This window comes from Acinetobacter sp. CY79, from assembly GCF_059515845.1.
This window is the reverse complement of record NZ_JCAKMY010000011.1, coordinates 69365-90651: the sequence shown is the minus strand read 5'-3', so window position 1 is coordinate 90651 and position 21287 is coordinate 69365. Positions and strand designations below refer to the sequence as shown.

Genomic DNA, 21287 nt, shown 5'->3' with positions numbered 1-21287 from the left:
ATAAAAACTCATATCTAAATAACCCGAATCCTGCTTAAGGAAATGAGATCATTCATCTTGAGACTTATCCATCATTTTGAGCATAAAAAAGTCTATGCTTTGGTCTGATAACACTAAAAACTAATCATAAAATTACATTTAGCTTATGGTTTTAAAGAAAAATCCTTATCCGCGATTCGGGTTAAATAATAAAAAAACCGAGGTATAAACCTCGGTCTTAATTTCTATGTATTTAATCAATTAGAAGTTGTATTTAGCCATTAAGCCAACACGATTGTCCTTAAATGACTGTCCAGCAAATGTTTCACGTTTACCATTGACGTATTCAACACCAAGATCGATTGGTTTAACAGGTGTATAAATTAAGTTCGCCCAAGCTTGTTGAACCTTCTCATTTGCTGATGTGTTTAATGACGCATATTCTGTGCCATCATCTGCAAATACCGCACCGTAAGCTAGAGTTGTACGTAATTTAGGTGAAATTTTATAGGTTCCACCCAATTGTACACCAATCGCTTCGTTTTGCTCGATATCATTATTATCATCAATTACATATGCCGAATTAGAGCCATATAGATAGTTACTATTGCCTTTAACATATGAAACATCTGCAGACACTTTAAGAGGGTCAGAAACCTGGTAGTTTGCACCAGCGGCTACACCAAAACCAATCGCGTCATCAGCAGATTCAGCTTTATAATGTTCGATTAAAGCACGTGCAGAAGCAGAACCTTTTCCTTCTGCAAAACCTTGAGTCACTTTTGCTGTTAAATTTGGCAAGCTATATTTTAAATTCGTGCCAGAAGAATTACCTTCTTCTGCTGAAACAAGTAATTGAGTTTGTGGTGCAAGTTTATGTGCATAACGCACTTGGGGAATACGAGTCGTACCACCGCCTACGTTAGTACCAAAATCAATCATCTCAGGTGCATGATTCGACAAGAAATTAGATGTTGTTTGACCAAATAACCAATTGTTGAGCGTTAAATACGCGTGACGTACACGAAACTGTTCGCCATCACCGCCTGCAAAGTCAGCTTCAATTTTACCACCAACATCTGCACCTTCTACGTTGGTTTTAAAATCAAGTCCAATACGTGTTGTTTTAGCAGTAGCGCGTAATTTATCTTGCGCATCTTCTTTACTCGTATGTACTGAGTTAAAATCGTTATTAGCACCTTCAATGATATAATTCGCATCTCCACGAACAAAACCATATACAGTAACATCAGCACCTGCTTTAGTTTTCGCTTTAATTACTGTTGCAGCAGGTTGAGATGCAACTTCAGCTAATGTGACTTGTTGTCTTTGTTGAACTTGTTGCTGTTGGTTAACCAAAGCTTTTAGCGCTTCAATTTCTTGACGTAATTGTTGGATTTCTTCTTTTTCTGTCGCTGCATGTACAGAACCCATCATTACAGTTGTTACTGCAATAGCTAAACCTTGTTTAAAAAAAGTGCGACTCATTTGGTTCTCCAATGTTTTAATGTGCATCCGTGCATTTGATTATTCTTGATCACAAACACTTAAAATGTTTATCCCAGGCAACAATAATCTATCAAACCAACGCACTACTCTGCATTAAACCGATAAGTAATAAAAGTAAAAATTATAAGTAACATAATGTGTATCAACACATGACCTAATCTAACAAGTTCTTCACAATTTTCAAATAACTTTTGTCAAATCAGACCATAAACTCAAGCATATTTTATGATTATCATTTCAAATAACTTGATATATCTGTATGTTAATTCAAGCTTTATGCACAAAATTTAGTCGCATTAGACCATAGTCTATATAGTAAATTATTCAAGAATAACAAACCAATAAGGAAATATTTATATGAATCAAGAACAGATTAAATATGTTGATGACGCTATTACCAAACGACAATCTATTCGTGCTTTTCTTGATAAACAAGTCCCAATCCAAACCATTAAAGATATTTTAAAGGTGGCTTCAAGAGCACCCTCTGGAACCAATACTCAACCATGGAAGGTTTATGTGGTTACAGGAAATAAGCGTGCTGAACTTATTCAAAATGTATGTGCTGCCCAAGTTGCGGTCTTTCAAAAACCTGAACTCAAAAAGCACCATACTGAATCATTCGCTTATTATCCCGAAACGTGGATCTCACCTTATATTGATCGTCGTCGTGCCAATGGTTGGGGTTTGTATGGCTTGCTGAATATCCAAAAGGGAGATAAAGAGAAAATGGCAGCTCAACAGTTGCGAAATTTTCAACTCTTTGATGCACCAGTCGGTCTTTTCTTTACTTTAGATAAAGCCATGGGCATCGGCTCAAAGATGGATATTGCCATGTTGATTCAAAATGTAATGATCGCAGCCAAAGCTCGCGGTTTGGATACTTGTGCTCAAGTAGCATGGAATCACTTCCATGGAATTGTACTGAATGTTTTAGGTGCTCCTGAAAACGAAGAACTGGTCTGCGGTATGGCTTTAGGCTATGCAGATCCTCATCACATTGTGAATAGCTTTATTACCCCGCGTGAGCCTGTTGAAAATTTTACTGTTTTTTTAGATTGACAATTTTTTTAGATGTATTGAAGCGCTACTTCCGATTCTAAGGATGAGGTTGAATGACTCAATTCGTGATAACAATTCAATTCATACTCACTGCTTAAAACCACCAAATACCCATCCTAATTTTAAGATCAGCGTTTTATTCAATCTTAAACAGCGATTGGTTTTAAGCACTTTCCATCTGTGCGATTTTACATAATTTTAAAACAGCAATCAGCCCACCACAGGTGAAGATTAACATAAGCACCCCCATATTCATCAACGGTGTAGCTGTTAAGAAGTTGAGAACCACACCACCCAGCAACCCTAGCGAAAACTGCATGCTTCCCATAATTGCACTTGCTGTCCCTGCACGCGCCCCCTGCTTAGCCATCGCCAATGCCATCGAATTTGGCCCTGTAAAACCAATGCCTGACACTGTCATAAATAATCCAATCATCACGATGACCAATGAAGGATCGTTCAGCCAACTGACTAAAAATAACATTGCAGATCCAAGCACTTGTATGGCGCCACCAATCTGCAAACGGCGATAAATACTTAACTTATTGGCTAAGCGTTTATTCAATGAAGATAAAATAATGATTCCTAAAGCATTGAAACCGAACAGAACAGCAAACAACTGCCGATCAATACTGAACTGATCCATAAACACTGCAGGAGCTGAGCTGATATAGCAAAACAAAGCTGCACCTGTTAAGCATCCAGCCCACATCGGTAATCTAAAACTTTTGTCTTGAAAAATAGCAGAATAAAGTAGGATCACCTGCTTAAAATTTAGCTTTAAACGGCGCTCCACGGGCAATGTTTCATCAAACCAGATATGGACACAGATTAGACAAAATAAACCAATTATGGCAAGCACGATGAACACCGCTTGCCATGGGAAAATATATAAGACAAACGCCCCTAATAGTGGTGCAACAATGGGGGCTAATCCCATCACCATCATCATATTTGCAAAGGCTTGGGCAGATGCATTTAAATCTAATTTATCTCGAATCGCAGCACGTGCCATTACCACACCGACGCAGCCACCCAAAGCCTGTAGCACTCGTGCAGCAATCAATGACCAATCATCTGGTGCGAATGCACAGAGTAAGCTCGCGAATGTATATAAAGCCATGCCGAAATAAAGTGGCTTCTTGCGCCCAATCCGATCACTCAATGGCCCATAAATGAGCTGACCGACAGCGAGTCCAAAGAAATAAGCAGGCAAAGTATTGGCGATCTGCTGAGTCGTTACCTCAAAATAATCTGCCATTTCAGGTAATGCAGGCAAATACATATCAATGGACAACGGACCCAAAGAGGTAAAGAGTGCCAGTAGTACAATCCATTGCATGGAATATTGTTTTTGTTGACTATTTTCTGTCATTTGGCATTTTCATTTTGTTGATGACTTTGTGATGAGTGTATACTGATCTAAAAATATTTTATGCTTGTTATAAGTGAATATTCACCAATTATTCATACTATAATGTGCTCAATAAACTAAATGCACGAACAAGAAGGATTGGGGTTTGAATACTTGGTTGATGCAACTTAAAAAAGCAACCTATAACACTTCCATGATGTATAGCCTGCGAATGATTATTGCATTTTCAGGGACTGCCTTTATCCCCTACTTATTGGGTCAGCAAATAATGACTATTCCCTTAACATTGGGTGTGGTTGCAGCAGGTTTAAGTGATATTGATGACCGATTCTCGGTCAGAATCATGAACTTGATTTATACCTATATTGGTTTTTTTATTAGTGCTTCAGCAGTTCAACTGTTATTTCCTTATCCAATCGCCTTTGCCATTGGCTTAATTGGTGCATGCATTGGTTTGATTCTGCTTGGATCCTTAGGTCGACGTTATGCCACCATTTCCTATGGTTGTCTGGTCATTTCCGTATACACCATGCTCGGTGTCGATTTATTCGATGACTGGTATATGCAACCTTTGCTACTGGTTGTCGGAGCAATTTGGTATGGCATCATCGCGACCATTAGTTTTTTGATTTTTCCTGCACGCGAAGTTCAAGATCAACTTGCCAAAAGCTATTCATCTTTAGGTGACTTCTTATTTGCTAAATCAAATCTCTTTGATGTAGACATGACAGCAAACAGCTATCAAAAAAGTATGATTAGCCTATCGCTTGAAAATGGTAAGCTGGTTGAAATCTTTAACGGCATGCGTACCACCTTATTAACCCGACTTAAAGGTGACCGAGGTCAAAGTGATACACGTCGAAGTTTACAATATTATTTCGTTGCTCAAGACATTCATGAACGTGCAGATTCAGCGCACATTGATTACCAAATCTTGGCGAAAGTTTTTGAGCACAGTGATATTCTATTCCGCTTTCAACGTATTCTCAGCTTACAAGCCAAATCCTGTAAAGACCTGAGTGACAGTATTGCCAATCGAACCCTCTATGTGCACAACAGTCGTTTTGAGCACTCTTTTAGCAACTTAAAACTCTCCATTGAAAAACTCAAACAAGATCAAAATTACGATTTGATTTGGATTAATGCGCTGTATTCTTTATTTCAAAACCTAAAAGCCATTGATGCACAACTACGAAATGTAGAAACCGTACGTAGTATTAAGTTAGACAAAAGCAAACATATCGAAAACCAACTCAAAGATGATGATCTTAAAGGTTGGGAAGACATCGTGGCACGTATTCGCCAAAATTTAACGCCTGAATCCGTCTTATTCCGCCATGCGATTCGTTTATCAACCGTGCTACTGGTGGGTTATATCTTCGTTCAGGTGACCAATATTGAATATGGTTACTGGGTATTACTGACTGCTCTTTTCGTCAGTCAACCCAACTTTAATGCGACCAAACGGCGTTTGCGCTTACGTATTTTAGGCACTATGGCAGGTATTGTGTTAGGTTTCATCATTTTGTACTTTGTACCCTCAATCGAAGGTCAATTGTTGTTACTCGTGCTTAGTGGTGTGTTATTTTTTGATCTACGGAGTAAGCAATATGCTCAAGCCACAGCTTTTATCACCATTCTGGCGCTAATTAACTTTAATCTTGATGGTTTAGGCTTTGAAGCCGCATTGCCTCGCATGATTGATACGATTATTGGTTGTGGACTGGCTTGGCTAGGCGTGACGTATATTTTTCCTGATTGGAAATTCCGTCGCCTCCCCCACACCATTTCACGTTCTATTGAAGCGCAATGCCAGTATATGTCTGAAATCATTAAACAATACCAACATGGGCGTAATAACAGCTTAAATTATCGAATCGTTCGTCGCGCTGCGCATAATCGCGATGCCGATGTTGCATCACTGGTTTCAACTCTTGCCACTGAACCTGATTTCGATCCAACACAGAAAGCCATGGCATTTGAGTTCTTATGTTTAAACCATACTTTCTTAAGCTATATCGCAGCTTTGGGTGCACATCGTGATCAGATTCAAGATCAAGAGACATTAAAGTTATTGGATCAAGCTTTAGATGATATACAAGGTGCGCTACTGCATGATCAACGCCCAGAACTGAGCATTATCAATATGCAGCAACTGATCCGTAAACGTATGAATAGGACAGAAGAACTCGCTTCAAAAGAATTGATCGTATTGCAACAACTTCAATTGATATTCAGTATATTGCAACAACTGAGTGGCTTAAAACAAAATTTAAGCCATGAACGAGATGAGCAATCGACTGAATTAGCATCGATATAATGCGATTTTTTTGCATGGCAAATTAGTACAATATACTCACTGATTGTATTAATTTAATGCTAAACTCCATTTAGATTTACACTTTTTGTTAATGACACTATGACTGCGAAAAACGTTTACGCCTACACCTTACAACCCGTTCCTTATGAAGTTTCTGAAGCTGAACAACGCAATGCTCAACTCGCTATTTGGCGCAGTACCAATAAAATTGGAACCAAAGCTTGGGCGATCATGGCAGCAGTTGTTGTGCTTTCTATTCTGGGTTTGATCTTCATTAAACATTATTCAAATGTGATTTTCTGGGTCGCACTTGCCTGTGTTGCCATCTACTTTTTAGTTCGTAAATTCGGACTAGAATGGTACGTCAAACGTAAAATGAATGAGTTCCCAGTTGAACAAATCAAAGGGATCAAACTTGGTGTACAACCACACGGCATCGTGATGCGCCAAAAAATGGGCTTACAAGAAGGCGTAGGTACAGTCGGTTGGAGTGACATTTATGAATGGTATAACACTCCAGATTTCATCTTGGTGAACTTTAAACTGAAAGGTCAACAAGGTGCTTATATCCTGCCTAAGCGCATGAATAGCAAGAATTTCTCTTTTGAAACTGTACGCAAACATTTGACTCAAACTGTTGGCGCGCCAAAATCTTTATAATCCTATTGATTTAAAAATTTTTTTAATCAATTTCAATATTAAACCTCCTGTCATAGGAGGTTTTTTATGACCAACACTTTTTATTGAATGATAATGAGAATAAATATTATTCAAAATTCCACATTTTGCACATAGTCTTCATATATAATCCTTAAATCCTCCACATTTCATCCTAACTATAAGTTCATGCTCAAAAAAAGCTTTTTTCAGATCCATTGGTTTCTAGGTATTACTGCAGGTCTCATCCTTTCCTTAATGGGCGTGACGGGTGCAATTTATTCATACGAACAACAAATTCTAAAATGGATCAATCAGGACAGTTATATCGTTCAAGTTCAGGACTCAGCTAAACTTTCGCCTGCTGAAATCTATCAGCATTTTCATACGCATAATCCAGATCTAAAAATTAACAGTATTACAGTTGCATCCGCTCCAGATGAATCATCCGTAATCAATGTGGCGAAAGAAGGTCAACGTCGTGGTCTCAACATGATGATTAACCCCTATAACGCTGAGATGCTACCTGAGATCAAGGGCCGTGAATTTTTTGCTTTTATTCAGCAATTGCACCGTAACTTAACTGTGGGTCCTGTGGGTAAACAAATCACAGGTGCTTGTGCACTAATGTTGATCTTCTTTGTTCTCAGTGGTCTCTACCTACGCTGGCCTAAACGCCACACATGGAAACAATGGTTTGCAGTAAAACCGCAATTAAAAGGTCGTAATTTTATTTGGGATTTACATGCTGTTGTCGGTACATGGGTGATTATTTTCTATCTTATTTTCGCAATGACAGGACTGTATTGGTCATATGGTTGGTGGCGAGATGGAATGTTTAAAGTACTTGGGGTTGAGCGTCCTCAAGCAACTCAAAATGTACAGTCTCAACGTGAACGACCAACGGAAGGTAGTGTTCATTCAGCAAATACGACCCAGCCTCAAAAACGTGGTCAAAATGTTGGAAATACTCAAGCTGGAGAACGTGGAGAACGTGGAGAACGTGGAGAACGTGGAGAACGAGAATCTCGTCCTAAGTCGATGGATGCAATCCAAACCCATCGCGCTTTAAATCAAGCATGGACAGCCTTCCCTACGCAAATGAAGTATCAGTACTCAACACTGACGCTGACTTTGCCTAAAAAAGATGATGGAAAACTTGAGCTTAGTTTTGTTGATCAAGATATTCAGCATGAACGCGCTCGAAATAAAGCTGTTTATGATTATCATAATAATCAGTTTAAAGACGTTGAGCTTTATGAAGATAAAAAGCTCAATGAAAAAATCATGAGCAGTATGTTACCTGTGCATCGTGGTAGTTTCTTTGGCCCTGTTTATCAATTTGTCGCAATGCTGGCATCTTTAGCAATGCCATTATTCTTTGTTACGGGATGGATGCTTTATCTTAAACGCCGTAAGCAGAAGAAGCTCACATTAGCCGCAAAACAAACGGGCGCAGCACTGACCATTGATCCCAATGCAGCACCATGGCTGATCGCTTATGCTTCACAAACAGGGGTATCCGAACAATTGGCATGGCGTACGGCAAGCAGTCTTCAAGAAGCACACCAACCTGTAAGCGTCAAATCAGTTCAACAGTTAACTGAAAGCGATTTTAAAGATTCAACGCAGATTCTATTTGTTGCGAGTACCTATGGCACAGGTGAAGCACCAGATCTTGCCTCATCTTTTGAAAAGAAATGGCTCAACTCGACACTAGATTTAAGTCATCTTCAGTATGCTGTACTTGCACTGGGCTCAAAAGAATATCCTGATAGTTACTGTAGCTTCGGTCATAAAATTGCTGCATGGTTAAAGCAAAACAATGCAAAAGCATTGTTTAACACCATTGAAGTCAATAATGCCGATAACCATGATATTCAACGTTGGAATGATGCACTTGCTCAAGCCTCAAAACTTGATTTAGTGAAGATGTCGATTGATAAAGTCTTTGATGAATGGAAACTGAATCAACGTACTTTATTAAACCCCAATAGCCAAGGACAGCCTGCATTCAACATTGAGTTGACAGCTCAACATGAAGCAACATGGCAAGCAGGTGATATTGCTGAAATTCGCCCTGGGAATAGTGCGGAACGACTTGAACGCTTTATGCAAAAGTATCAAATCGATCCAAACGCTATGGTTGAATCGTTACAAATCAATATCAGCGATGCTTTACGCTATAAGCATCTGGATATTAACGTTGAGCCTTTTGCCAATCTAGATCATTTAGTTGAGCAACTGAATGATTTGCCGACACGTGAATATTCAATTGCCAGCATTCCAGATCAACAAGTCCTACGCTTAGTCGTCCGCCAACAGCAGGATAGTGAAGGTAACCTTGGCTTAGGTTCTGGATGGCTAACTCAGCACACTGCCCTACGTGATCAAATTCAACTTCGTATTCGTACCAATGAATCGTTCCATCTGATTGGGGATAATCGTCCGATCATTTGTATTGGTAATGGTACAGGCATTGCAGGCTTAATGAGCTTAATCTCGGCACGTATACGTCAGGATTATACGGATAACTGGCTCATCTTTGGTGAGCGTGAGCAAGCACATGACTTCTTCTACAAAGAGACCATTCAAGCGTGGATGAATACTGCGATGCTTAAGCGTATCGACCTCGCTTTCTCTCGTGATCAATCTGAAAAAGTCTATGTACACCATAAACTTCGTGCAAATGCGGATGAGCTTAAAGCTTGGATCGATAAAGATGCAGTAATTTATGTTTGCGGTAGCATTGACGGCATGGCAACGGATGTTGATCATGCATTAATGGAGATTCTCGGTGAAGCGTGCATGGATGAACTGCGTGAAACTGGACGTTATCGTCGAGATGTATATTAATTTTTAGATTCAATCTTTCTTTCAATTATTTTCTTAAAGCCGAGCCTCAGTGCTCGGTTTTTTGTAGTACTTCAATGACAGCATGTATTTCGATTATTGATTAGATATTACCACTACTTCTGAATTGCATTAACTTTAAGTATGATCCCTTCAACGACTATTGCTATCATGCTTAATCATGCAAATATACTTCAGAATAATACTCGCACTACTGGGTTTGATATTACTTATAGATGGATTGTATCTTTTAGCTCAGGGTAAAATTCATCTGGGCATCATTCTTCCTGTATTGATTGGCATGATCTTCTGTATACATGCCATTTTTTGGCATGCGATTCAAAGTAAATTAAAAGGATCTAAACGCTTAAAAATGCTGTGGCAAGCTTTATGGGTTACTTTTGGAATTTGGCTGATCTCACTTCTCTTATTTTTTGCTTATATTCAGATCAACAAGAACAATGAGGCTGAAATCCAAGCTGTTAAAGCCATTATTGTATTAGGGAGCGGTCTCATTCAAGGGAAACCTTCTCCGACACTACAAGCGCGATTAGATCGAGCAGCAGAAATCTATCAGCACTCTCCTAATGCGATGATTATCGTCACAGGAGGTCTAGGATTAGCTCAAAAACAGACCGAAGCTCAAGTGATGTCACTTTATCTTCAACGACATTATCAAATCAATTCCAATAAGATTCTGCTTGAAGATCAAAGTACCAGCACAGAACTCAATTTGAAAAATAGCAAACCACTCTTAATCCAGCATCAAATCAGCTTAAGTGATCCCATTGCAATTACCACCAGTGACTTTCACAGCATTCGTGCTCAAGCCATTGCACATGAACAAGGCTATCGGAACGTGTATAGCTATAGTGCAAATACACCCCTCGAAACGCGCTATAACGCATGGTTAAGAGAATATTTTGCTTATATCAGTGGTTGGGTATTAGGTGAGTATTGAAAAACTTGGATGTTATTGTTTGTAGTTAGACTATAAAAGACCAATTGGCTCAACTTATTGGTTTTTTAAATCACCTATTTTGCATGTAAACGAATTTTACGTGGCAATGGTAATGGTTGATCTTCAAAGCGCTTAGGTTCTTTAATATACAAATCATAAAGATAAGCTTTCAAATCAACTAAAAACTGACGTCCAGATACCAATACATTTTGCCCTTCAGGCATTAAATTGATGGATAAATGTGTATTGTGCTGACGAATATAAGGCACCATATTCTCTACAAACTGATTCAGTGGAATTTCTTCAATTGCATAATCAGCCCATTTATCACGAATCAATAATTGAGCCAGATTCTTATTTTGCCACACGGCTAAAGTTTGTTGACCCGATGGTGTTGAACAGAGTGCCCAACCATCATTATATAAGCCATAGATTTTCGCTTGAGACACGATGGACTCAATGAATTGAGTATATTGCTCTTTAGGCGGAAGAATAGTATTCGAAATGGAAGTATTGGATTTCCGCTGATATGGATTTCTCATCATTGTTTTTATATAAAAATAATTATGTCAACATTTTATACAAAAAATGTGAAATAGGAATACTTTTTTAGATAAATATGAGATTTGTATAGACTTTCTAGAGAAGAAATATGGTGGGCGCTGACGGGATCGAACCGCCGACATTCTGCTTGTAAGGCAGACGCTCTACCAACTGAGCTAAGCGCCCTGAGGAAAAAAATTCATGAATTGAATTTTTGACGCAAGACAAACGCAGTGCGTAGTCTATGCAAATTCTAACCAATTTCCATTTCAGGGAATGAAAATGGCGCAGCGGACGGGACTCGAACCCGCGACCCTCGGCGTGACAGGCCGATATTCTAACCAACTGAACTACCGCTGCACGGCAACTTATTTCTAAGTTTTATATCTGAAGATATTAATCCAAAGATATGGTGGGCGCTGACGGGATCGAACCGCCGACATTCTGCTTGTAAGGCAGACGCTCTACCAACTGAGCTAAGCGCCCTTAAAGGGTACAAGTTTTTAGATTTTAGAATGGCGCAGCGGACGGGACTCGAACCCGCGACCCTCGGCGTGACAGGCCGATATTCTAACCAACTGAACTACCGCTGCATCACAAAAAATCTGGTGGGCGCTGACGGGATCGAACCGCCGACATTCTGCTTGTAAGGCAGACGCTCTACCAACTGAGCTAAGCGCCCTTAAGAGGTCTATTACGTAAATGGCGCAGCGGACGGGACTCGAACCCGCGACCCTCGGCGTGACAGGCCGATATTCTAACCAACTGAACTACCGCTGCACTTACATAATATCGCTATTAAAGTACAAACAACATGTTATCCGAATTAAGTGGCGCAGCGGACGGGACTCGAACCCGCGACCCTCGGCGTGACAGGCCGATATTCTAACCAACTGAACTACCGCTGCACTTAAAACATTTAACGTAAAGGCTTGGTGGGCGCTGACGGGATCGAACCGCCGACATTCTGCTTGTAAGGCAGACGCTCTACCAACTGAGCTAAGCGCCCTTTACGACTTCATCGTTTGTGTGGTGCATTATAGAGAATCCTCACAGCCTGTCAAACGCTTTTGCACAGGTTTATGTGTTTTTAAGTTTGAGTGATTAAAAAATAGATCATTTCAATCAAAAAAGCTGTTTTTTCGCTATTATCGATCTATTTATGATCTTATTTTTTAAAATATTTTTTCAATTTTAAAATGAAATTTTAGATCAAGTAGCATAGAGCGCTTAATGTTTAAGCTTTGATTTTACTTTCTGATAAAAAAACCAATGCACCCTCATCGATTAAATCAAAAACTTCTTTGACTTCTTTACTATTCATACGAATGCAACCGTGTGATTTTGGAATTCCCATAGGCTCTGTGTCTGGCGTGCCATGAATATAGATGTAGCGCTGATAGGTATCACATCCTTTACCGAGGTTAAAATCTTGTTCTAAACCCTTTAACCAAAGAATACGTGTCAAAATCCAATCACGTTCAGGATTTGACATACCCAAATCTTCATCATAGACCTCCCCCGTCCACTGTCTTGCTTTGAAAACAGCATTGATGGGTAAATCATGTCCGAATTTATTTTCAACGCGATGCCAACCTCGAGGAGTTTTACCAGAATTTTCCTGCTCACCAATACCATTCAAACCACTCGAGATCACATAGAACTTATTTTGTTTAGGCAATGACAAGGTTTGTGATTCTAAATCAATCACAATATCGGCTTGGTCTAATGCATACATATATAAAGCCCTACCAGTAACAATGGTTTTTAAAGTTGATTCTCATTGAATGGGGTTTAATAAAACTCATAGCCCATTGATAAAAGTTATATTGAACACCAGCTCATCAGAAATCCAATTATAACGACTAGAACGAAAGTAAATACTTTAGAGATTGTACTTGAATGGTTGAATCATTTTTACAGTCGAAAATTGGTATTTAAAAGTGGTTAGTACGCAATTAATCCACACTTTTATTTTCGTTCTGAATCTTTTCAGTGTATGAAGGCTTTTCAGGACGCGTCCATAACCAAATGGCAACGATCAGCATCGTCACATCGGTAAATATTTTCACCATTAAAGGTGCAGTCGTCATCAGCATTAAAATCGCACTCATCAACATCATGATACTCGCAAACCATTTAGCCTTGCGAGGCACCGTGCCATGTTCACGCCAATTTCTGAGTGTATGTCCATATTTAGGGTGGTTGAGCAACCAAGCATCCATTTGTGGCCATCCTTTTGAAGCTGCCCAAGCTGCTAAGATCAGAAATACTGTCGTTGGCATACCGGGCAAAATAGCCCCTATAAAACCTAGTACTACAAATACAATTACTAGGCTGCGCCAAAACAATATCTTCATACCACAACTCATTCAAATGAATCTGATCAGTATATATGTTTTTGTGGCAGAATCTGTTTGTAAAATGCTGTTCTCACCTATTGTGATGGTCTTAGAGTCTGTTATGACAAATCTTTTTGAGCCGTGGTTAGCTTTCAAACACCCTCTCGTCAGACAACTGGCTTTTGCTATTGCCAGCCCGAATATTTTAAAACAGATTCCTACAGACTTAGTGTTAAAACATGCTTTTGAACTACATCCTAATATCTTTTGGCAACAACAATTTGAACAATACCGCTCTCGATTAGAACAATTAGATTTAAATCCAAATGAACTTACCCATTTTATAGCGAAGCTTAAAAGCACACGTTTAGGACTTCGATTTGAATACTTAATGTGGTTTTGGTTGCAAGATAGTGAATATCATCATTTGAAAATCATTGGACACAGTATTCAAATCATTGACGGTCGGCATACGGTGGGCGAACTTGATTTCTTGATCCTGAATCAAATGACTCAACACGTCGAACACTGGGAAGTAGCGCTTAAATTTTATTTATCTGAACCCAGCTTATTACTTAAAGAATGGTATGGCTTAAATCGGAGTGACACCTTATTTAGAAAATTAAATCACTTCTCTCAAAAACAATTTCAATTCAATCATATTGATTTGAATCAACAACAGTACAAAATTGATCGAAAATTTGCTGTACTGAAAGGACAGTTATACCTACCCGAAACTATTCCTCAAAATCAGTACACATCATCAATTTCATCTCCAATTGCGAGTTGGGTCAATCCAGCACGACGTATAGGTCAATGGGGATATCATATTCGACCTGATTTTTATCGTGTAGAACGCCAAGAGTGGATTTGTACTCAGCAAGCTCAAAGCTCACCCAATGCAGTTTGGTGGTACGATGGTTTATACCGAAATTATCAAACTTTAGAAGAGTTTATGTTTCGTCAAGCCGAATATATACATAGCAGTGTAAAGATCTTGTAACGACTTCTCGCTTAAAATACACACAATAACATTCAAGTAATAAAAAGCTCATACTTTTTTAGTTAATTCATTTCTATGCTGTTTACACATCAGAATAAATTACAAACTGGAGATGATGATGACAAAAATATTAGCTGCTTCTTTATTGGTTGCTTTCGCTTTAACTGGTTGTAATACTTTTAAAGGCGTGGGAAAAGACGTTTCTAAAGCAGGTGATGCAGTATCAAATACTGCTGAAAAGACTTCAGAAGAAATCCGTCGTAACTAAGATAGAATCATGTTAAAAATCAGTTTTTATAATTTATTTTTAACCACTTAATATGATTCTTGATTATAAAAAAACCTTATCTTTGATAAGGTTTTTTTATTTATCCTACAAATAATCAGCTTCAAAAATATACATTATCATTTAGAAAGTGCATCGATTATGATAATTAGAAATATTGACTTGATATTACTCCAATGACGCAATCTGCTACTTTAGATTTAAGCTTAGAACTACTCCGTCAACCTTCTGTAACCCCTGAAGATCACACCTGCCAAACCATTATGGCTAATCGGCTCAAAAAAATCGGATTTAATATCGAAAATATGCGTTTTGAAGATGTAGATAATCTTTGGGCGCGTCGTGGAACAGAAGCTCCTGTGTTTTGCTTCGCTGGACATACGGATGTCGTACCAACAGGTAAATTAGATGCGTGGGAATCAGACCCGTTTCAGCCTGAGATTCGTGATGGAAAACTCTATGGTCGTGGCAGTGCAGACATGAAGACGGCATTGGCAGCTATGGTGGTTGCTTCTGAACGCTTTGTGGAAAAACACCCTAATCATAAAGGCTCAATTGCCTTCTTAATTACCTCAGATGAAGAAGGTCCTTCGATCAATGGCACTGTTAAAGTTGTTGAAGCGTTAGAAGCACGAAATGAAAAACTCACTTGGTGTTTAGTTGGAGAGCCATCGAGTACCCACACGCTTGGTGATATCGTTAAGAATGGTCGTCGTGGCTCACTGAATGCCAATTTGACAGTCAAAGGTAAGCAAGGTCATGTTGCTTATCCTCATTTGGCAATCAATCCCATTCACACCGCTGCAAGTGCTATTGCGGAGTTATGCGAAACGGTTTGGGATCATGGTAATGAATACTTTCCTGCTACGACTTTCCAAATTTCAAATATTAATTCAGGTACCGGTGCAACCAATGTTGTTCCAGGCACAATGAATACTTTATTTAATTTTCGTTATTCAACAGAAGTTACAGCTGAAGAGCTTAAAGCACGCACTTTGGAAATTTTGGATCGTCATGGTGTTGAGTACGACATTCATTGGACACTTTCAGGTTTACCCTTCTTAACTCCTGTAGGTGAATTGGTCAATGCCGCTCGTACTGCCATCTTCAACGTGACAGGGACTGAAACACAACTGTCCACGTCTGGTGGAACATCTGATGGCCGCTTTATTGCCCCTACAGGTGCGCAAGTGCTTGAATTGGGTGTATTGAATGCCACCATCCATCAGATTAATGAACATGTCAACATTGCTGAATTGGAGCCTTTGGCTGAGATTTACGAGCAAATTCTCGTTGAACTCTTAGCGTAGTTAAGAGTCATTAAAATAAAAAGGGATGCATGAGCATCCCTTTTTATCTTAATTTTTAGCTGGATGATTCAGTTATGAAAACTGCGATTGAATATATGCTAAATCAGGCACGTGAAATAACTCGGTACCAATACGAACATATTGCATAATACTTTGATCTTGAATAATCAAATCATCATCAACCACTTCAGAAATACGAATACGAATAGACTTCGGCATCTCTTCACACATCAAAGCAAAACGCTGATCAATCTCTTCACCTTCAATAACAAGTGCTACACCTGACTGTCGATCAGGGTTATTAACATGAAAGACCGGCAATTTTTTATCGTGCCATTCGACTTGATTAACTTGTGTTTTACTATCTAGTGCGGATAAAACCACATTTTGAGGTAACAACATCGGTGGTTTTGCGAAACACTGAATGATGTATGCATCAATAAATCCTGTAGATACCGTAATTAGATACTGTAACTCTTGAGTCTTAGCATAGTCATTCGATTTGAGCGTTAAATTTTCAGTCATTATGCTTCTCTACTGGCCTGCAAAGCAGCGGTAATATTTTCTAATAAATTGGCTTCTTGGAATGGTTTACCCATATAGTTGTTTACACCCAAGCTAAATGCACGCTCACGATGTTTCTCACCTGTACGTGAAGTAATCATAATAATTGGCAAGTCACGATGAATTTCGTGATGGCGAACCAAGTTAGTGACTTCAAAACCATCCATACGTGGCATTTCAATATCGAGCAACATTAAGTCAGGTTTGACATTTTCCAACTGCTCAATCGCATCCACACCGTCTTTAGCGGTAATCACATCATAACCATGACGTTCAAGTAATCGTGACGTTACCTTACGTACCGTGACTGAGTCATCGACGATCATCACCAATTGACGTTGATCATTACGACGTGTATGCACACGTTGTTCAATTTTGACGTCTTCTCGGCTACTTGCCAATACTTGACGTGCAATACTCTGACCATCAAGAATCAAACAGACTTGACCATCACCGAGAATCGTAGCACCAGATATTGCTGCCACTGATGAGAACTGCTCACCAATTGGCTTCATGACAATTTGAGAGCGAGAACCAATCAACTGATCGACTAACAATGCAATGGTGTTGCCCATATTACCTTTAATCAGGAGTACAGGTAATGAGTGTGCAAGCCCCGCAAGCTTTGGAACGGGTTGATGTGCCACAAATTCAGCTAGATAACGAAGCTTGTAGCTTTGATTATCGATGTCGAAGTGATCTTTATTGCTGTTAAAGAACTCTTCCAATGCAGCGGGTGAGATACGGACGATACGATCGATTTGGGCAAGCGGTACAGCAAATTGCTGATCCCCAACTTTCACCATCAATGCATCACTGACCGCGACCGTGGTTGGAACACGAATCGTAAATATCGAACCTTGCCCTAATGTAGAAGCAACAGAGACTTGACCACCGAGTGATTTAATTCCACTTTGCACCACATCCAACCCAACACCACGACCTGAAATTTGCGTTACTTTTTCAGCAGTAGAGAAACCTGGATGGAAGATATATTGAATAACATCTTGATCAGAAAGTATTTGATCCTTTTTGATCAATCCTGAGTCAATCGCCTTCGTTCTAATTTTGGCTGCATCGATGCCACGCCCATCATCTTTAAATTCGATGAGAATATCGGTACCTTGACGACTAATATCAAGTTCAATCTTACCTTGAGCAGGCTTTTTGCTATTTAAGCGCTCTGTCGTCGTTTCAATACCATGATCTAGCGCATTACGTAACATATGTTCTAGAGGCGAAACCAACTTCTCAAGAATCGTACGGTCCAACTCACCTTCAGTGTTGTTTACCAAAAGCTCTGTCGGTTTGTTTAAGGTCGTAGATACTTGACGAACGAGTCGTTGTAAACGAGGCAATAAACGCGAGAATGGGACTAGACGTGCACGCATCAAACCTTCAGATATTTCAGCTTGAATACGAGACTGTTGTAACAGTACACCTTCTGTATCTTTGATTTTTTCAACCAAAGTTGATTTAAAGTCCACCAAATCTGATGCTGACTCGGCGAGCGACTTTGATAATTGGTTAATTGAAGAGTATTGGTCCATTTCTAATGGATCGAACTCTTCATAGCGCCCATCGAGATCGCCATGCTTCGCAATAATTTGAGATTCAAGCTCACCATCCATTCGACGTAATTGGTCTGCCAAACGTTGAATGGCAAGCTCCATATCGCTCAATGTGTTGCCTAATTGACTCAGATCCATCTCAATACGTGAACGGTTAATCGCATTTTCACCCGATAGATCGATCATTTTCTCAATCAAATCAGCAGAGATACGAATCATCTCATCATTTTGTTCAGCATTCGAATCCATACCTAACTCACCCATCATTGAAGGTGGTTCGGTACCATCGCCCTGCACAATCTCAACCGTATACTGGTCTTCTAATAATTCTGCACGCGTCAGCTTCTCAGGTAATTGTGCTGAGACATCCGTGTACTGAATATTTTCAAGACTGGTCTTGAGCGAAGTGAAATATTGGAAGTTTTCTTCGAGTACAGCACCTTTAATCCAGTTAAACGCTGATTCCAATAATGAATCGTATGCATTTGAATTAAAGTTATGCAGTGCGAATTGTTCAAATGCCGTTTCAAGCTCGTAGGCAATATCTGCGACTTGCTCCATTTGAACCATTTTTGCACCACCTTTTAAGCTGTGTGCAATACGTTGTAATTGAAGTAATAAACTACGATTACTACGTTGCTCAGCCCATTGAGGTAAGAGTGCTTTAGCTTCTTCAATCAGCTCCTCTGCCTCTTCAGCAAAGACTTCTTGTGCAATACCCTCGACAGAACCCTTTGGAACTTCTTCAACCAATGAGTTTGTAACTTCTTTAGATTCAGTTTCAGTTGTAAATTCAAATGATTCCGATGCTGGGGTAAGATCAGGCTGAGCCAAATGCTTTTCATCAACAGCAACTGAATGATCTTCTGGCAACAATTCTGAATGCAAGTTAGGTTCAGGCACTTCAACAGAAGACGGCATACCCACATAATCAGGCTGACGTTGTACGATATTTTGAAGTAGCGCAATGGTGTAATTCGCAGGGTAATCTGTTCGCTCTTCACGAAGAGTTTGCATGCGATCTGCAATATCATCTTGCACTAAACGAATAGCTGCGACCAATGGTTCTGTAGTTTCCAATTGATCATTGATAATACGCTCATAAATTGTTTCTAATTCATGTGCGATCAACCCAATATGTTCAGCTTGAACCATATTTGCACCACCTTTCAGGGTATGCAAATGGCGCATTAAATTATTTAATGCAGTCGTATCATTTAAATGTTCAGACCACGTATTTAGATCTTCATCAATCGAAACTAGAATTTCATCCGCTTCTTCGATAAAGATATCTAATACATCGTTATCAAATGCACGAACGGCCTCTTCAGAATCAATATCTTGTTTATCAGCAACCAATTGAGTGGTTACAAAAGACAAATCGAGAATATCAAATTGAGATGTTGAACTCTGAGCTACATCAGATGGAGAGTTAACTGGTTCAACAAAATCCATATCTTGTTGTAAGTAAGTACTCAACTCATCAATGGTTTGTTTTGCATTGTCACTTAAACCAACCCTTTGACCTGATGCCAAAGTATCGAATAAATGAATAAACTCTTGATGTGCCCGACCAAATAATTCGAAGATATAATTGGTATTCAGTAGATTCTGATTACGAAGCACTGAATCATAGCTGGACTTTAACGCCATACCATATTGGTGAATCCCAAGCGCGGCACGGTTATTCGTATGTTCAATAATTTGCTGTGCTTGTTGACTTAATTCTTGGAAATATGCTGGATATTCATTTTGAGCACGTTGATCGAAATCAAGTTCAGTATCCAATAATACATCAATATTTAGACTCATTAAGTGAGTCAACATATCCGGACCTGATGCTAACTGCTCTACATGACTCGCTTGGAAGTCATATAAATCCCACGCTTGATCAAATTTCTGCTGAACCTGAACAAATCGCTCAGATTCATTGGTGTTGATGCGAATCAGATATAAATAATCTTGAATATATTCAACATAAGTCGACAGTAAAACACTCTCATTTGTAGAGGTTTCAGTATCACTTTTAACCAAAGATTTAAAGACTTCTTCAAGCTTGCTACTTGACTCAAAGATATCGTTCACCTGCGCCATTGAAGAACTACCACGCAAGGTATGTAGCGCTCGAATCAATTGATTATATTGATCAGCAGAATGCTGGTCCAATTTCAAAAATGATTCAATGGTTTTGACATGCTCTTCAGATTCTTCAAGGAAGATTGACATGGTTTCAGTGAGTTGAGCTTGCTCAAAGATCAGAGCTTCACTTGCAACATTTTCTTGAAGCGTCACAGCACTTTCTACACTGTTAGCATCAAAATTGAATTCAAATGAATCTTCGCCATGGATCAATTCAGATGCACTTGAATCTTCATGATCAAGACCTTTTTCTAAACCAGTGATCGAATCTTCGTGATTCAAACTTATTGCTAAACCTAATAATTCTTCTAATGCTGGTTCAAGGCTCAAATTTTGTTGTAATTGTTGACCTATAAGCACCAATGGTCGTAAATCTAAAGTATGTTCACGTCTATTTTTAAAATCTGGATAAAGTTTGTACTGGTATAGATTAAATACAGTCATCACATACTGAAGTACATTCTCTGATAACTCTACATTATTCGCGATGACGCGATTGAGTGTATCTTCAACCGTCCAAGCCAATTCGCCTGAATATTTAGCCCCAACCATACGGCCAGAACCTTTTAAAGTATGAAAATTACGTCGAATCGTAACCAATACTTCATCCTGACTTGGCTTTGCTACCCACTGATTCAGCAATGGCTTTAAAGTTTCAAAAATTTCTTCCAATTCTTCGACAAAAATTTCTAAAATTTCAGCATCCTGATCAAGATATTCATCTTCAGGCAAAACAGTCGAATCGACTAAATGTTTTAATATTTCTTTCATAGCTCAGGCTTCTATGCTTAGTCTCTAATCCAGAGAGTAGAA

15 protein-coding genes and 8 tRNA genes are annotated in these 21287 nt (G+C 39.1%); 8 read left to right on the top strand and 15 right to left on the bottom strand.

Features of this window, described 5'->3' with window-relative positions:
• Positions 1-240: 240 nt before the first annotated feature.
• Positions 241-1467: a DcaP family trimeric outer membrane transporter gene (locus tag AC5YCE_RS06150; RefSeq protein ID WP_496124529.1), complete on the bottom strand. Its 1227-nt coding sequence runs from the start codon at positions 1465-1467 to the stop codon at positions 241-243.
• Between the two features lie 378 nt (positions 1468-1845).
• Here AC5YCE_RS06150 and AC5YCE_RS06145 point away from each other — a divergent pair, with 378 nt between their 5' ends.
• The gene (locus AC5YCE_RS06145) at positions 1846-2550 is read left to right on the top strand and encodes a nitroreductase (protein WP_496171416.1); all 705 of its coding nucleotides are present in this window, start codon (positions 1846-1848) and stop codon (positions 2548-2550) included.
• Between the two features lie 163 nt (positions 2551-2713).
• Here AC5YCE_RS06145 and AC5YCE_RS06140 read toward each other — a convergent pair whose 3' ends face one another.
• Positions 2714-3925 carry a multidrug effflux MFS transporter gene (locus AC5YCE_RS06140; RefSeq protein ID WP_496171415.1) on the bottom strand — a complete coding sequence of 404 codons (1212 nt, stop codon included), beginning with the start codon at positions 3923-3925 and terminating at the stop codon, positions 2714-2716.
• A 160-nt stretch (positions 3926-4085) separates the two neighbouring features.
• Between AC5YCE_RS06140 and yccS the strand changes: the two genes are divergently transcribed.
• The 4 genes from yccS to AC5YCE_RS06120 all read left to right on the top strand — a co-directional run bounded on the left by yccS (position 4086) and on the right by AC5YCE_RS06120 (position 10716).
• Positions 4086-6245 (top strand): YccS family putative transporter, encoded by a 2160-nt coding sequence (gene yccS, locus AC5YCE_RS06135; RefSeq protein ID WP_496124602.1) that lies wholly within the window; start codon positions 4086-4088, stop codon positions 6243-6245.
• Between the two features lie 99 nt (positions 6246-6344).
• Positions 6345-6905: a hypothetical protein gene (locus AC5YCE_RS06130; protein WP_496171414.1), complete on the top strand. Its 561-nt coding sequence runs from the start codon at positions 6345-6347 to the stop codon at positions 6903-6905.
• 186 nt (positions 6906-7091) lie between these two features.
• The gene (locus tag AC5YCE_RS06125; RefSeq protein ID WP_496171413.1) at positions 7092-9758 is read left to right on the top strand and encodes a PepSY domain-containing protein; all 2667 of its coding nucleotides are present in this window, start codon (positions 7092-7094) and stop codon (positions 9756-9758) included.
• A gap of 178 nt (positions 9759-9936) precedes the next feature.
• A complete protein-coding gene (locus tag AC5YCE_RS06120; RefSeq protein ID WP_496171412.1) occupies positions 9937-10716 on the top strand; it encodes a YdcF family protein in 780 nt (259 codons plus the stop codon).
• Positions 10717-10790: 74 nt separating this feature from the next.
• On the opposite strand, the gene AC5YCE_RS06115 is transcribed toward AC5YCE_RS06120, so the two are convergent.
• The 11 genes from AC5YCE_RS06115 to AC5YCE_RS06065 all read right to left on the bottom strand — a co-directional run bounded on the left by AC5YCE_RS06115 (position 10791) and on the right by AC5YCE_RS06065 (position 13619).
• Positions 10791-11258 (bottom strand): DUF2750 domain-containing protein, encoded by a 468-nt coding sequence (locus AC5YCE_RS06115; RefSeq protein WP_496171411.1) that lies wholly within the window; start codon positions 11256-11258, stop codon positions 10791-10793.
• 111 nt (positions 11259-11369) lie between these two features.
• Positions 11370-11445 (bottom strand) — tRNA-Val (locus tag AC5YCE_RS06110).
• 97 nt (positions 11446-11542) lie between these two features.
• Positions 11543-11619, bottom strand: a tRNA-Asp gene (locus AC5YCE_RS06105).
• 50 nt (positions 11620-11669) lie between these two features.
• Positions 11670-11745: transfer RNA gene (locus AC5YCE_RS06100), tRNA-Val, on the bottom strand.
• A gap of 30 nt (positions 11746-11775) precedes the next feature.
• Positions 11776-11852: transfer RNA gene (locus tag AC5YCE_RS06095), tRNA-Asp, on the bottom strand.
• Positions 11853-11865: 13 nt separating this feature from the next.
• Positions 11866-11941 (bottom strand) — tRNA-Val (locus AC5YCE_RS06090).
• 21 nt (positions 11942-11962) lie between these two features.
• A tRNA-Asp gene (locus AC5YCE_RS06085) sits at positions 11963-12039 on the bottom strand.
• 51 nt (positions 12040-12090) lie between these two features.
• A tRNA-Asp gene (locus tag AC5YCE_RS06080) sits at positions 12091-12167 on the bottom strand.
• A gap of 25 nt (positions 12168-12192) precedes the next feature.
• Positions 12193-12268 (bottom strand) — tRNA-Val (locus AC5YCE_RS06075).
• Between the two features lie 228 nt (positions 12269-12496).
• Positions 12497-12997 (bottom strand): cell wall-recycling L,D-carboxypeptidase ElsL, encoded by a 501-nt coding sequence (elsL, locus tag AC5YCE_RS06070; RefSeq protein WP_496124522.1) that lies wholly within the window; start codon positions 12995-12997, stop codon positions 12497-12499.
• 220 nt (positions 12998-13217) lie between these two features.
• Complete coding sequence (locus tag AC5YCE_RS06065; protein WP_496124521.1) at positions 13218-13619, bottom strand: YbaN family protein; 402 nt, start codon at positions 13617-13619, stop codon at positions 13218-13220.
• Positions 13620-13722: 103 nt separating this feature from the next.
• Between AC5YCE_RS06065 and AC5YCE_RS06060 the strand changes: the two genes are divergently transcribed.
• The 3 genes from AC5YCE_RS06060 (at position 13723) to dapE (ending at position 16200) form a co-directional block, all read left to right on the top strand.
• Entirely contained in the window at positions 13723-14604 is an 882-nt protein-coding gene (locus AC5YCE_RS06060; RefSeq protein ID WP_496171410.1) for a DUF1853 family protein, read from the top strand.
• Positions 14605-14722: 118 nt separating this feature from the next.
• Entirely contained in the window at positions 14723-14872 is a 150-nt protein-coding gene (locus tag AC5YCE_RS06055; RefSeq protein ID WP_496124519.1) for an entericidin A/B family lipoprotein, read from the top strand.
• 194 nt (positions 14873-15066) lie between these two features.
• Entirely contained in the window at positions 15067-16200 is a 1134-nt protein-coding gene (gene dapE / locus AC5YCE_RS06050; protein ID WP_496171409.1) for a succinyl-diaminopimelate desuccinylase, read from the top strand.
• A 72-nt stretch (positions 16201-16272) separates the two neighbouring features.
• On the opposite strand, the gene AC5YCE_RS06045 is transcribed toward dapE, so the two are convergent.
• Positions 16273-16725, bottom strand: a complete 453-nt coding sequence (locus AC5YCE_RS06045) for a hypothetical protein (RefSeq protein ID WP_496171408.1) — start codon at positions 16723-16725, stop codon at positions 16273-16275.
• On the bottom strand, positions 16725-21245 hold the full coding sequence (locus AC5YCE_RS06040; protein ID WP_496171407.1) for a hybrid sensor histidine kinase/response regulator: 4521 nt from the start codon (positions 21243-21245) through the stop codon (positions 16725-16727). Before AC5YCE_RS06040 ends, AC5YCE_RS06045 begins: the two co-directional genes overlap by 1 nt.
• Positions 21246-21287: the final 42 nt, after the last annotated feature.

Excerpts from the sequence above, each read along its gene's own strand:
- yccS (WP_496124602.1), top strand. The coding sequence starts at position 4,086 with ATGCAACTTAAAAAAGCAACCTATAACACTTCCATGATGTATAGCCTG.
- AC5YCE_RS06045 (WP_496171408.1), bottom strand. The coding sequence starts at position 16,725 with ATGACTGAAAATTTAACGCTCAAATCGAATGACTATGCTAAGACTCAA.
- AC5YCE_RS06055 (WP_496124519.1), top strand. The coding sequence starts at position 14,723 with ATGACAAAAATATTAGCTGCTTCTTTATTGGTTGCTTTCGCTTTAACT.
- elsL (WP_496124522.1), bottom strand. The coding sequence starts at position 12,997 with ATGTATGCATTAGACCAAGCCGATATTGTGATTGATTTAGAATCACAA.
- AC5YCE_RS06150 (WP_496124529.1), bottom strand. The coding sequence starts at position 1,467 with ATGAGTCGCACTTTTTTTAAACAAGGTTTAGCTATTGCAGTAACAACT.
- AC5YCE_RS06130 (WP_496171414.1), top strand. The coding sequence starts at position 6,345 with ATGACTGCGAAAAACGTTTACGCCTACACCTTACAACCCGTTCCTTAT.
- AC5YCE_RS06040 (WP_496171407.1), bottom strand. The coding sequence starts at position 21,245 with ATGAAAGAAATATTAAAACATTTAGTCGATTCGACTGTTTTGCCTGAA.
- AC5YCE_RS06125 (WP_496171413.1), top strand. The coding sequence starts at position 7,092 with ATGCTCAAAAAAAGCTTTTTTCAGATCCATTGGTTTCTAGGTATTACT.
- AC5YCE_RS06140 (WP_496171415.1), bottom strand. The coding sequence starts at position 3,925 with ATGACAGAAAATAGTCAACAAAAACAATATTCCATGCAATGGATTGTA.
- AC5YCE_RS06115 (WP_496171411.1), bottom strand. The coding sequence starts at position 11,258 with ATGAGAAATCCATATCAGCGGAAATCCAATACTTCCATTTCGAATACT.
- AC5YCE_RS06120 (WP_496171412.1), top strand. The coding sequence starts at position 9,937 with ATGCAAATATACTTCAGAATAATACTCGCACTACTGGGTTTGATATTA.
- AC5YCE_RS06060 (WP_496171410.1), top strand. The coding sequence starts at position 13,723 with ATGACAAATCTTTTTGAGCCGTGGTTAGCTTTCAAACACCCTCTCGTC.
- dapE (WP_496171409.1), top strand. The coding sequence starts at position 15,067 with ATGACGCAATCTGCTACTTTAGATTTAAGCTTAGAACTACTCCGTCAA.
- AC5YCE_RS06145 (WP_496171416.1), top strand. The coding sequence starts at position 1,846 with ATGAATCAAGAACAGATTAAATATGTTGATGACGCTATTACCAAACGA.
- AC5YCE_RS06065 (WP_496124521.1), bottom strand. The coding sequence starts at position 13,619 with ATGAAGATATTGTTTTGGCGCAGCCTAGTAATTGTATTTGTAGTACTA.